At 50.2% G+C, this 12,629-nt stretch carries 11 protein-coding genes; all 11 read left to right on the top strand.

What is annotated here, in order from left to right:
* Nucleotides 1-18 precede the first annotated feature (18 nt).
* The 11 genes from mutL (at nt 19) to MKY48_RS12820 (ending at nt 12,579) form a co-directional block, all read left to right on the top strand.
* Complete coding sequence (mutL, locus tag MKY48_RS12770) at nt 19-2,004, top strand: DNA mismatch repair endonuclease MutL (RefSeq protein WP_339293063.1); 1,986 nt, start codon at nt 19-21, stop codon at nt 2,002-2,004.
* 17 nt (nt 2,005-2,021) lie between these two features.
* Complete coding sequence (locus MKY48_RS12775; protein ID WP_339293064.1) at nt 2,022-2,801, top strand: class I SAM-dependent methyltransferase; 780 nt, start codon at nt 2,022-2,024, stop codon at nt 2,799-2,801.
* Entirely contained in the window at nt 2,791-3,738 is a 948-nt protein-coding gene (miaA, locus tag MKY48_RS12780; protein WP_076321133.1) for a tRNA (adenosine(37)-N6)-dimethylallyltransferase MiaA, read from the top strand. Before MKY48_RS12775 ends, miaA begins: the two co-directional genes overlap by 11 nt.
* Before the next feature lie 53 nt (nt 3,739-3,791).
* Complete coding sequence (gene hfq, locus MKY48_RS12785) at nt 3,792-4,031, top strand: RNA chaperone Hfq (protein WP_076321134.1); 240 nt, start codon at nt 3,792-3,794, stop codon at nt 4,029-4,031.
* A 184-nt stretch (nt 4,032-4,215) separates the two neighbouring features.
* Nucleotides 4,216-6,900, top strand: a complete 2,685-nt coding sequence (locus MKY48_RS12790; protein ID WP_339293065.1) for a PBP1A family penicillin-binding protein — start codon at nt 4,216-4,218, stop codon at nt 6,898-6,900.
* Nucleotides 6,901-6,999: 99 nt separating this feature from the next.
* On the top strand, nt 7,000-7,557 hold the full coding sequence (locus tag MKY48_RS12795; protein WP_071218240.1) for a DUF402 domain-containing protein: 558 nt from the start codon (nt 7,000-7,002) through the stop codon (nt 7,555-7,557).
* Nucleotides 7,557-8,210 carry a YdcF family protein gene (locus tag MKY48_RS12800; protein WP_339293066.1) on the top strand — a complete coding sequence of 218 codons (654 nt, stop codon included), beginning with the start codon at nt 7,557-7,559 and terminating at the stop codon, nt 8,208-8,210. Before MKY48_RS12795 ends, MKY48_RS12800 begins: the two co-directional genes overlap by 1 nt.
* An 81-nt stretch (nt 8,211-8,291) precedes the next feature.
* Nucleotides 8,292-9,275: an AAA family ATPase gene (locus tag MKY48_RS12805; protein WP_076321137.1), complete on the top strand. Its 984-nt coding sequence runs from the start codon at nt 8,292-8,294 to the stop codon at nt 9,273-9,275.
* A 121-nt stretch (nt 9,276-9,396) separates the two neighbouring features.
* Nucleotides 9,397-10,689 (top strand): GTPase HflX, encoded by a 1,293-nt coding sequence (hflX, locus tag MKY48_RS12810; RefSeq protein ID WP_339293067.1) that lies wholly within the window; start codon nt 9,397-9,399, stop codon nt 10,687-10,689.
* A gap of 143 nt (nt 10,690-10,832) precedes the next feature.
* The gene (locus MKY48_RS12815; RefSeq protein WP_098743223.1) at nt 10,833-12,086 is read left to right on the top strand and encodes a methionine gamma-lyase family protein; all 1,254 of its coding nucleotides are present in this window, start codon (nt 10,833-10,835) and stop codon (nt 12,084-12,086) included.
* An 82-nt stretch (nt 12,087-12,168) separates the two neighbouring features.
* Nucleotides 12,169-12,579, top strand: a complete 411-nt coding sequence (locus MKY48_RS12820; protein WP_076321140.1) for a MerR family transcriptional regulator — start codon at nt 12,169-12,171, stop codon at nt 12,577-12,579.
* The last annotated feature ends 50 nt before the right edge of the window (nt 12,580-12,629 follow it).

Genomic DNA, 12,629 nt, shown 5'->3' on the forward strand with positions numbered 1-12,629 from the left:
GAAACGGAGGTAGGAACGATGGGGATTATTCGGATTTTGGACGAGCATATTGCAAACCAGATTGCTGCCGGTGAGGTGGTGGAGCGACCTGCCTCCGTTGTGAAGGAGCTAGTCGAGAACGCCATTGATGCCGGGAGCACCAAGATTGACGTAACGGTTGAAGAAGGCGGACTGGACAGCATTCGCGTGACGGATAACGGTGCCGGCATTGATCCGGAGGATTGCGAGACGGCTTTTTATCGTCATGCAACGAGCAAAATCGCTGAAGGCCGCGATTTGTTCCAAATCACCAGCCTTGGATTCAGGGGCGAAGCCCTGCCATCCATTGCGGCTGTATCCAAGGTACGTCTGGTTACCTCCAATGCTCAGGATGGGCGGGGACGTGTGATCGAGATCGAAGGCGGTCATCTGCGCGTGAACGAAGAGACGGCCGCACCCAGAGGAACGGATTTCCTCGTGAAGGAATTGTTCTTTAATACGCCGGCAAGGCTGAAATATATGAAAACAATCCAAACGGAGCTGGGGCACATATCCGACTATCTGTACCGTCTGGCCCTCTCCCGGCCGGATATTGCCTTTACGCTTAGGCACAATGGAAACTCGCTGCTGCAGACGCTGGGCAATGGCGATGCCCTTCAGGTCATTGCGGCCATATACGGTACCCAATCGGCCAAAGCGATGCTGCCGTTTGAAGCGGAGAATATGGATTATACGTTAAGCGGATATATCAGCCGCCCGGATTATACGCGAGCAAACCGTAACGGCATGTCGCTCATCATTAACGGGCGGTATATTCGGAATTACGGCTTAATGCAGGCGATTTTGAGAGGTTATCATACGCTGCTGCCGATCAACCGGTTTCCGCTCGTTGTCATTCAGCTGTCCATGCACCCCTCGTTGATCGATGTGAATGTGCATCCATCCAAGCTGGAGGTGCGGTTCAGTAAAGAGCAGGAGCTGTTCGCTTTTGTGGAGGAAGAGATTCGCAAGGTGCTGCAGCAGGAAATTTTAATTCCACGTCCGGCCAAACAAAATATTGGCAAAAGCGACAACGCCTATATCCAGGAACAGCTGCAATTTTCTTCTGCGCAAGGTCGTGTCTCTGCAATCGGTAGCGGTAATGAACGGGATATCGCGATCCCAGGAAGCGGCGAGCTTTCCACTGGTGGAAACATGCCTCTCCATGCGTCACCTGCGTCGACACGGCCGGAGGGTCAGGTATTCACTCAGTCTGAGTCCAATATCAAGCAGACTTATGGGGCCGGAGCAGCAGGAACAGCTGCCACCTCGCAAATGCGGGAAACGGCAGCAGCTTCTTCTTACCGCAATGATTACCGCAATGAGACTAGGGGGAATGCCGGAATTCCTGCCATAACGAAGGAGTGGCTGCAGGCGGCCTCAGGACCGGCTCCCGAGATTCCGCCATTTCCGGAGCTTACGCTGATCGGCCAGCATCACGGCACCTATCTTATAGCGCAGAATGATACCGGGCTGTACCTGATTGATCAGCATGCCGCACATGAGCGGATTAACTACGAGTATTACTATGAACAGTTTGGCAACCCGGCAGACGCATCCCAGGAGCTGCTGCTGCCGATTACGCTCGAATTCACGCCCTCGGAATCGGAGAAGGTGAAGGAACGGCTGCATTGGTTTGAGAAGGTTGGCGTTTATATGGAGTTTTTTGGCGGCCATACCTTCCTGGTTCGTTCCCATCCGTTCTGGTTCCCTAAGGGCGACGAGAAGGCCATTATCGAAGAGATGGCTGAATGGGTGCTGAGCGAACGCAATATTGATATCGCCAAGCTGAGAGAAACCTCGTCGATCATGTGTTCCTGCAAGGCTTCCATCAAAGCCAATCAGAAGCTGACGGAGCAGGAGGCGATGACGTTGATTCAGCGTTTGGGCGCCTGCCGGCAGCCATACACATGTCCGCATGGACGACCGATCGTGGTTTCGTTCTCAGCTTATGATTTGGAGAAAATGTTTAAACGCGTGATGTAACAGCAAGGAGGACCTTCATGATTATAACAACTGGAGAAGCGGAAGCGCCGGACATTGTGGAGCGCGCGAGGTGTTTAGCCCAAGAAATCGGCTGCCGTTATGTCCAGCGCGGCGGTCATTCATTGCGAAAATTAGCCCGCAGGTTCGGAGACGATGACGTGCTGGTCGTACTGAACGGACATGTACGTCTAAGCGGACCGGATGGGGCGGTCATGGAATTTCATCCGAGTATGGGGTTTGTCCGATTGAAACGCGTGCTGAGCGGAAAACCCGATCCCATGCTGGAGGCTTCCGGAATGGAGGAAGGGGATTCCGTACTGGACTGTACGGCCGGGCTTGGAGCCGATTCCCTGGTATTCTCGGGCAAGGGCGGGGCCAGCAGTCAAATCACTGCCCTGGAGAGCTCACTGCCCTTGTATGCGCTGCTGAAAGAAGGGCTGCGGACCTATGAAAGCCATCTGGAGGCCAGTGATCAGGCGATGAGGCGAATCGTGGTCAGGCACAGCCATCACCTGGATTATTTGAAATCGTTGCCGGACCGGAGCGTAGACATTGTTTATTTTGATCCGATGTTCCGTGAACCGATCGCCGAATCGGCTTCGATCCATCCTCTAAGACATTATGCAAATGGGGAGCCGCTGGAAATGGAAAGTGTGAGAGAAGCGGTTAGGGTCGCGCGCAAAACCGTCGTGATGAAGGAAGCGCGATCCAGCGGAGAGTTTGAGCGGCTTGGCTTTACATTGCCTGAACGGGGAAAATCGAAAATAACGTACGGAGTGATTTCCATTGACAGATGAAACCAAACCGAAACTGCTTGTTCTCATCGGACCAACAGCTGTAGGTAAAACCAAAATGAGCATTGAGATCGCGAAGAAATTCGGATGTGAGATTATCTCCGGCGATTCGATGCAGGTATACCGGGGCATGGATATCGGAACGGCCAAAATTTCCGTGGAGGAAATGGAAGGCGTTCCTCACCATCTCATTGATATTCACGAGCCCGATCACCCCTATTCGGTAGCCGAATTTCAGGAGCAGAGCCAGAGGCTCATTACGGAGATTACGCAGCGGGGGAAACTTCCTTTTATTGTTGGGGGAACCGGGCTTTACGTGGAGTCGGTGTGTTACGGCTATCAGTTTAGCGAGACGGGAGCGGATGAAGTTTTTCGGGAAGAGCAGTTCCGCTATGCCAACGAACATGGAGCCGAGGCTCTTCATCAAAAATTGGCAGAGGTTGATCCTGAAACAGCCGAGCGGCTTCACCCTAATGACCTACGTCGGGTCGTTCGTGCTTTAGAAGTATTTCATGTGACCGGCGTCCCACTTTCGACCCAACTGGCACCTCAAACCAAGCAATCTCCCTATGACTTATGCTTGGTCGGTTTGACAATGGACAGGCAAATGCTATATAACCGTATTGAAGAGCGAATTGATCTTATGCTGAGCCAGGGACTTGTTGATGAGGTGGCGGCGCTCATGAACAAAGGGTTCGCTCCGGGGCTTGTATCCATGCAAGGGCTGGGTTACAAGGAAATCGTTTCGTACCTTAGCGGGGAGTTCAGCTACGAGGAGGCCGTCGTGCTGCTTAAGCGCGATACACGCCGTTTCGCTAAGCGGCAGCTATCTTGGTTTCGCCACATGAAGGACATCGAGTGGGTAGACGTCACCGACTCGGGAAATTTTTCTGCGAACTATCAAAAAATCCGTGCTATAATAGCAGGAAAGTTTCACTGAAATCTTGAATATATTTTCAAAACAATCTAAATGAACCATTGGGGGTACGGCTAATGAACAAGTCCATTAACATCCAAGACACGTTCTTGAACCAACTGCGCAAAGAGAACATTCCGGCCACGGTATACCTTACAAACGGCTTTCAGATCCGTGGAACGATCAAAGCTTTTGACAATTTTACCATCGTGATTGACAGCGACGGCCGTCAGCAAATGGTGTACAAGCATGCTATCTCCACGTTCATGCCGCAGCGTAATGTGTCCCTGATGCAGGATAACAGCAGCGAACAATAGATTTTAGAATGGATTTATAAAGAGCAGAATCATACCGTAAATGATTAATTTGAAACTTTTTGGCTTATATTTCGTTTAGCTTATAAGGAGTGCAGAGAGCAACCTGAGAAGGTTGTTCTTTTCTTTCCGAGGCATGACTTGAGTCAGAAGGCTTGATCCCGCAAGGGAGTAAGGAGGGGGACAAATGGCTGGAAAAGATAATCAGATGTCACGGTTGAACAAAAACAAAGACAACCCGAAGACATCCAAAACCACGAAACCGAATGCGAAGAAGAAAAAAGGCAAAGGAAAGCGAATTGCATGGGCATTGTTTTTTACGGCTGTCATTGCGATCTTCTGTGCACTTGCAGGTTATTTGTTCATCTTGATCAGCGGTGAAAAGCTGCTGGAGCAGAATCAGGATAAGCTGACCGCTTACGGTACTTCCAAGGTATATGACCGTAATGGCACACTGATGGGCGAACTGTCCCTTCAGAAGAGTGATCCTGTGAAGTACGAGGATATTCCGGAGCTGTTGGTACAAGCATTTATTGCAACAGAAGATAAACGGTTCATGGAGCATAACGGCGTAGACATGTGGTCGATCGGCCGCGCAGCGGTAAAGGATGTCATGGCCCGTTCCATGGTCGAAGGCGGAAGTACGATCACGCAGCAGCTGGCGAAGAACATATTCCTGACAAGGGATAAAACATTCTTCCGGAAGGCGACTGAAATGTCGATCGCGCTGGCGCTTGAGCGTAAGCACAGTAAACAGGAAATTATTGAGATGTACTTGAACCGGATTAACTTCGGGGGGCCTTATTACGGCATTAAAGCCGCGTCCGAGCGTTATTTCGGCGAATCAGATCTGAAAAAACTGGAGATATGGGAAATAGCAACACTGGCGGCAATGCCGAAGGGGCCGTCCCGATATAATCCGCTCAAGAACCCGGAGCTCTCCAAAGAGCGTCGTGCGGTGGTATTGACTTTGATGGAACAGCAGGGTTATATCACGGCCGAAGAGGCGGCGAAAGCCAAGAAAGTGGACTATGCGTATACACCGCCTGAAAGACAACAGAAATATACAGCGTTTATCGACTATGTAATGGAAGAAGCCGAAGAAAAATGGGGCCTCACCGAGGACGATGTTAATATTGGCGGTTATCAGATTTACACAACGATGGACGTGAATGCCCAGACGGCAATGGAAGAAGAGTTCAAGAATCCGGAAAACTTTGAAAAAGGTCCTGATGACGTACCCGTTGAGGGCTCCATGGTCATCATTAACCAGGAGACCGGCGGTATCGTAGCGATGTCGGGTGGACGAGAATATACCCGCGGCGGGTTTAGCCGGGCTACCGACAGCCGTCGTCAGCCGGGCTCCGCCTTGAAGCCGATTGTATCGTACGCACCGGCGCTGGAATCCGGGAAGTTTACGAAGGACTCCAGATTGAGTAATAAACAGCAATGTTTTGGCACCAACTATTGCCCAAGAAACCTGCACGGATATTCAGAGACGATTGGTATGCCGGAAGCGATTCAGCGTTCCGAGAACATTCCGGCCGTATGGCTGTTGAACCAAATCGGCGTAAAAACCGGATTCGAGTTCGCTCAGAGTCTCGGCATCAAGATGACCGAAGGCGACGCGAACTTATCCCTGGCCCTCGGCGGAATGAATACCGGTACGAACACATTCGAGATGGCACAAGCTTTCAGCGCCTTTGCTAATGGCGGAGAATTTAAAGAGGCTTTTGCAATCAAACAGATTAAAGATAACAAAGGCAAGGTTGTGCATGAGAACAAAGGCAGCAAAGGGAAGCGCGTGATGAGCGCTTCGACGGCTTCGCAAATGACAGACATGATGAAGCGCGTTGTAGAGGACGGAACGGGTAGAAATGCCCGGATCAGTCGTCCGGTAGCCGGTAAGACCGGAACCACGCAGAGCGGCTATAAGGGCGTCAGCTCAAACCGCGACGTATGGTTTGTCGGATATACGCCGGAGTTAACCGCAGCTGTGTGGATGGGCTATGATAACCCAGACCGGCAGCATCTGCTGAAACGAAGCAGTTCGATCTCAGCTTCCTTATGGGGCAAAGTGATGGAGAAGGCTGTTCAAGGCTATGAAGCGAAGAGCTTCCCGAGTACCGAGCCGGTAAAGCCGCCTGTTGAAGAAACGACATTAACCGCAGTCAGCGGTTTGACGGGCTCCTATAACGGAGAGACTCAGACCGTATCACTGAGCTGGAATCCGGTTCAGGGCAACGTGCAATACCGCGTGTATCGTAAGGAAACGTCGGAATCGGAATACACCCCGATTCTCGATGCCTTAATTGGTACGTCCATTGAGGATTTGAGTGCAATGGAGGGATTGACCTATGATTATTATGTGACTGCTATAGACCCGTCTACGAGCCAGGAGTCGGCACCTTCGAACCTCCTGCAGATTGTGGCCGTTTCCGAGGAATTGCCGCCTGAGGATCTTGAACCCGATCCGGGGGACATCCAGGAACCGCCTCCGGTTGATGAAGGTGACAACGGAGCAGGCAATGAGTTCCCTCCTGGGAATGAGAATGGCAACGGGAACGGAAATGGCAACGGTAATGATAATGGTAATGGCGAGCCAGGCAATGGGAATGGTGAAGGCCCAGGCAATGGCAATGGTAACGGTAATGGAACGAACCCTCCTGACAATGGAAACGGAGCCGGGAATGGCCAAGATGGTCAAAATCCTGGCAATGGATCTGATGGCTCAGGAGATGGATCTAACCATGGTGACACAGGCACTGGAGGAACCGACAGTGATTCGGGTGATATTCCTACGGTACCGGGAACCATTGTGGATCCGTCAGATCCGGTTGATGGTTCTGACCAGTTCCAAGATAGTCCATAATGAACTTGAGAGCCTCCGCATGATTGCGGAGGCTTCTTTGTTTTGAGTGTGATACCCAAATGTGGTAAGCTGGGAATACGAATGGGGAGGAAAAGTTCCATGAAACGTAAATTCGGAGATCGGGCGAATTGGCGCCGTATCACCCGCCGGCACTTCACTTCCCGGTATGTGGAATGTGAGCAGTTTACAGGGTATCTCACGTTATATACCATATATGGCCTGAAAGAACCGTTATGGAAGACGTATGGCCGTCATACTTACCGAATCGCGGACAAAGGCTATTCATGGCTGCAGTATTATCCGAAGGACAGCCATTTCATCGTGACCGCCATGTTTGATGACAAACGCAATATTGTTCAATGGTACATCGATATTTGCAAGAAACAGGGGGTAACCGATCAGGGTGTTCCTTGGTTTGACGATCTGTATTTGGACGTTGTGGTCGTCAAGAATGGTGAAGTGTTCTTGCTGGATGAAGATGAGCTTGAGGATGCCCTAGGGCGGAATGACATTACCCGGGATGACTACAGGCTGGCCAAGGTGACCGCACGGAATCTGCTTCGGGCCATCGACGCGCATGAATTCCCTTACTTTATGATGTCTCTGAAGCACCGCGACCAGTTATTTCATAATGGAGAGTTCAGGAGGAAGAAATAATGCGTCAGGAAATACATAAGAGTCTGTCTCAAACAGGCACGAAGAAGAGAGCATGGTATCGGCGAGGGATGATTACCCTGCTCTCTCTCGTTGTTCTTGGAGTGCTATGGTCAGGTTATGCATATTGGAAGATCGAAAGTGCCGTCAGCAGTCCGTCGGAGAAAGCGGATGTCGGCATTATCCTGGGCGCTTCCATGTGGGGAGATCAGCCAAGTCCGGGGCTTCGCGAGCGGCTCGAGCATGCGCTAGTTGAATACCATGCAGGCCGTTTTGATACCTTCATCGTTTCTGGCGGCCTCGATAAGCCGGGGTATCCATATACCGAAGCCGAAGGAATGCGAAATTTCTTGGTTGACGCGGGCGTACCGGAGGAACGGATCTTCCTGGAGAACGAAGCAACGAGCACTTACGAGAATTTGCTCTTCAGCCAAGCGATTATGGAGGAGCATGGGTGGAACACTGCCATTATAATAACCCATGACTATCACGGGACGAGAGCGATGGAGGTTGCAACAACCCTTGGTTACGATCATCCTTCTATGTCGCTGACGGAATCTATCGTTTTGCCGATGGCTAAACACAAGTCTAGAGAAGTGCTGGCTTATACGAAATGGACGGCCGATCGGCTGTTGATCGCCATGGGTGTCCTATGAGGACGAAACTTCTAATAAGCAGGCTGTAAATAGAATACATTGGAATAGATAGTCAGCCCTTTGGTAAAGAGGTGAGGAGCAATGAACGGGCGTGTAACGGCCGCTAACGGCCGATCTGAAGGACGGCCATCCAGGCAGATTAATGTCGTGCTCCGCAGCGCGGAACCTCCACTCATCAGCAGTGCGGTTCCGGAACGCGAACCGGCCCCTTCGCCAAACCCTGTTTCCCAGCACAGTCTATTCCAGGAAATACAGAAAGAGCTGGATCAACTGGTAGGTCTCGAACAAATCAAAGACCTGGTATTTGAAATCTATGCATTGCTTCAAGTGGCCCAGATGCGTTTGGAAGCAGGCTTATTAAGTGGCGGTCATGTGTACCATATGATTTTTAAAGGAAACCCCGGAACTGGGAAAACCACAGTCGCTCGTATCGTGGCAAAGCTGTTCCAGAAGATGGGCGTGCTTAATAAGGGTCATCTAGTCGAAGTGGAGCGGGCCGATCTCGTAGGTGAATATATCGGTCACACGGCACAAAAGACCAGAGAATTGGTCAAAAAAGCGCTTGGAGGAATTCTGTTCATCGATGAGGCTTACAGTTTGGCGCGCGGTGGTGAGAAGGATTTTGGCAAGGAAGCGATCGATACGCTGGTTAAGGCGATGGAGGATCATAAAAACCAGTTCATTCTTATTCTGGCAGGCTATAGCGATGAGATTGATTTTTTTATGGATTCGAATCCCGGCCTGTATTCCCGTTTTCCGATCCAGATGGACTTCCCGGATTACAATTTGGATCAATTGATCCAGATTTCGGAGCTGATGGCAAAGGAGAGGGATTATATCTTGATGCCGCAGTCGCTGAGCAAGCTCAAGGAACACCTGCAGATGGAGAAGGATCATGGACTGCACGCCTTCAGTAATGCGCGTTATGTACGGAATGTCATCGAGAAATCGATAAGGAATCAATCGGTTCGGCTGCTAAATCAGTACGTAACCGGAAACCCCGGCAAGCTTGAGCTTATGACCCTGCGGCCGGAGGACTTTAAGTTAAATGGAAAAATACAATGATTTTAAGCTTGTCTTCGAACATAATGAAGGGGTAACGCTGCTTTCTTTGGATCATAATGTGTATTGCAGGCAGCAGCGGTTAGTTAAATTAGGAGATGTAATGATAGAAGGAGTTGGCTATATGACAAATATAACGCATGATACCCGGACAGAGATCGAAGATAAAGCCGTTTTGGTCAGTTTGGTGACGGATGCAGTTAAACGTACAGGAATTAATCCGGAACACTCGCTGCAGGAGCTGGTTCAGCTAGCTGAAACCGCTGGAGTGGAGGTGCTGGATGTCATTACGCAGAATCGCGAAGTTCCGGATTCCAAGTGGTTTATCGGCAAAGGGAAGGTCGAAGAACTGCGCATGGCGATTGATGGGTTGGGCGCAACAACAGCCATATTTGATCAGGAATTATCCGGCGCACAAGTACGAAATCTGGAAGAATCACTCGATGTGAAAATTATCGACCGTACTCAATTGATACTGGATATTTTCGCTCAACGTGCGAAGACCCGTGAGGGGATTATTCAGGTGGAGTTAGCACAGCTTACTTATTTGCTCCCGCGGTTGTCGGGACATGGTAAGAATCTGTCCAGGCTCGGGGCGGGGATCGGGACACGTGGACCAGGGGAAAGTAAACTCGAAACCGACCGCCGGCATATTCGTGACAGAATCAGCGACCTGAAGCGGCAGCTGGATGAAGTCACAAGGCATCGTACGCTCCATCGGGAGCGGCGGAAGAAGAGCGGTGCCGTACAGGTTGCTCTAGTCGGTTATACCAATGCCGGCAAGTCAACATTGTTAAACCGGTTAACGGCCGCAGATGTTTATATCCAAGATCAATTATTTGCTACGCTGGACCCCACTTCGCGCGTGTTGGAGCTGCCTAGCGGCAAGGAAGTTGTGCTAACGGATACCGTGGGATTTATACAGAACCTTCCTCATGATCTGGTAGCCGCGTTCCGTGCGACGCTGGAAGAAGCCAACGAAGCCGATCTGATTCTTCATGTCGTAGATGCTTCGTCCCCGATGCGGGACGAACAGATGGCTGTCGTTCAATCCATACTTCAGGATCTGGGGGCGGCGGATAAACCGCAGATCGTTCTGTTTAACAAGAAGGACGCATGTGAACCGGATCAGCTAGAGATGCTGCCTACAGGGGATGGTCAATTAAAGATTAGTGCGTATCAAGATCAGGATTTGGAAATGGTTCGTGAAGCGATTCAGGACCAGCTGTCTGGAGGGAACGTGACGTTCCGGATTCCGGCAGACCGTGGCGATCTGAACTCGGTTGTATACCGTGTCGGAGACGTGCTGGAGCAGTCTTTTGATGAGAATGATATCCTCTATGAGGTGCGAATCAATAAAGCGGATTATGAGAAAATGGGTTACTTGCTCCATGATTACGTCCAGAACGGATCTTAGGTACCAATAGGAATCGTAGTGTAAGCCCCTGTATGGGGCTTATATTGCGTGTTCAGGGTGCTCAAGCATTGCGAGTTCTATGAAATAAAAATATGTGTTAAGATGTGAGACATCATGTGTAAAAGAGGAGAGAGCAGTTGGTCATGGCAAGATTTTCGCAAGATATACTTGAATTGAGCAGTGAGATTGAGTCCAAAATCGGACAGCGTTTACGGGAGATCGATAATATCGTTGATTTTAATCAGTGGAAGGTGATCGATGCTTTCCAGAAGTTTCAGGTGAGTGATTTTCATTTTGCGGCTTCAACCGGGTATGCATACAATGATCGCGGCCGTGAAGTGCTGGATGAAGTCTACGCAGACGTATTTGGAGCCGAATCTGCCCTGGTCAGGCCGCATTTTGCTTCCGGTACCCATACGATCTCAACCGCACTGTTTGGTGTGTTAAGACCGGGAGATGAGCTGTTGTATATTTCGGGTCGTCCCTATGACACCCTCCATAAAGTGATAGGCGAACCCGGGGACGGCAGCGGATCCCTTCGAGATTTTGGAATCGGTTATCAGGAGGTTGCGCTAACAGAACAAGGGGAAATCGATTGGGAGCGGGTAGAGAAGGCAATCACGTCTTCAACCAAGGTTATTGGTATCCAGCGTTCCCGTGGATATGATTGGCGTTCTTCGTTCACGGTATCCCAGATTGGTGACATGGTAAACCGGATTCGGTCCATTCGCCCGGATTTGATTATTTTCGTTGATAACTGTTACGGTGAGTTTACGGAGCGATTGGAACCGACGGAGGTTGGCGTTGATCTGATGGCGGGGTCGCTTATCAAAAACCCTGGCGGCGGCATTGCCGAAACCGGCGGTTACATATGCGGTAAAGCAGCCTATGTGGATAAGGCAGCCTATCGGCTGACTGCTCCCGGCATCGGACGTGAAGTAGGGGCTATGCTGGGAACGACCAGAGGCATTTATCAGGGATTATTCCTGGCACCATCCACGGTTGGCCAAGCGGTCAAGGGCAGCATTTATGCCGCCGCGATGTTTGAGGCAGTGGGGTTCACAACCAAGCCGGGCTGGCAGGATGAGCGGACCGATTTGATTCAGGCCGTATCGTTTACCGGAGCGGATCATCTGATCGCTTTTGTACAGGGGATTCAGCGGGCGGCGGCAGTCGACAGTCATGTGGTGCCAGAGCCTTGGGATATGCCTGGATATGAACATCCTGTAATTATGGCGGCAGGTACGTTCATCCAGGGAGGAAGCCTCGAATTATCCGCGGATGCGCCAATCCGATCACCTTATATCGGGTATATGCAAGGTGGCTTGACCTACTCTCATGTTAAATATGGTGTGCTTATGGCACTCCAAAGCATGAAAGATCGTAATTTGTTGTGAGTTATCCTTACATGCGGTTGACGTGGTTGATCAGGAAATGTACAATAAGATCAGAATAGACCACTTGGAAGGTTGATGAGATATGGGTGATGAGATTCGGAGGAATATGGCATTATTTCCGATAGGCATTGTTATGAAGCTTACGGATTTATCCGCCAGACAAATTCGCTATTATGAGCAGCATAACTTAATTGTCCCAGCCCGTACGTCGGGCAACCAACGCCTGTTTTCCTTCAATGATGTGGAGCGACTGCTAGAGATTAAGGCTTTGATTGAAAAAGGTGTTAATATCGCCGGCATTAAGCAGGTAATGAACCCTGTCACGAAAGAGTCTGAAGAGGCTACTGTCATTACTCCTGATACCGAGAACAGACGCCGTGAGATGTCGGAGTCCCAGTTGCGACGTTTGCTGAAGCAGGAATTGATTACCGCTAGAAGACCGGGTCAGGTTTCATTGATTCAAGGGGAATTATCCCGGTTTTTTAATAAATAAGGATTGCCATGCTGTAATTCTTCATTAATTCTAGTTTTTTATTTAAAAAG

This window comes from Paenibacillus sp. FSL W8-0187 (assembly GCF_037969755.1).
GTDB lineage: Bacteria > Bacillota > Bacilli > Paenibacillales > Paenibacillaceae > Paenibacillus_AQ.

Excerpts from the sequence above, each read along its gene's own strand:
- mutL (WP_339293063.1), top strand. The coding sequence starts at position 19 with ATGGGGATTATTCGGATTTTGGACGAGCATATTGCAAACCAGATTGCT.
- MKY48_RS12775 (WP_339293064.1), top strand. The coding sequence starts at position 2,022 with ATGATTATAACAACTGGAGAAGCGGAAGCGCCGGACATTGTGGAGCGC.
- hfq (WP_076321134.1), top strand. The coding sequence starts at position 3,792 with ATGAACAAGTCCATTAACATCCAAGACACGTTCTTGAACCAACTGCGC.
- MKY48_RS12790 (WP_339293065.1), top strand. The coding sequence starts at position 4,216 with ATGGCTGGAAAAGATAATCAGATGTCACGGTTGAACAAAAACAAAGAC.
- MKY48_RS12795 (WP_071218240.1), top strand. The coding sequence starts at position 7,000 with ATGAAACGTAAATTCGGAGATCGGGCGAATTGGCGCCGTATCACCCGC.
- MKY48_RS12800 (WP_339293066.1), top strand. The coding sequence starts at position 7,557 with ATGCGTCAGGAAATACATAAGAGTCTGTCTCAAACAGGCACGAAGAAG.
- MKY48_RS12805 (WP_076321137.1), top strand. The coding sequence starts at position 8,292 with ATGAACGGGCGTGTAACGGCCGCTAACGGCCGATCTGAAGGACGGCCA.
- hflX (WP_339293067.1), top strand. The coding sequence starts at position 9,397 with ATGACAAATATAACGCATGATACCCGGACAGAGATCGAAGATAAAGCC.
- MKY48_RS12815 (WP_098743223.1), top strand. The coding sequence starts at position 10,833 with ATGGCAAGATTTTCGCAAGATATACTTGAATTGAGCAGTGAGATTGAG.
- MKY48_RS12820 (WP_076321140.1), top strand. The coding sequence starts at position 12,169 with ATGGGTGATGAGATTCGGAGGAATATGGCATTATTTCCGATAGGCATT.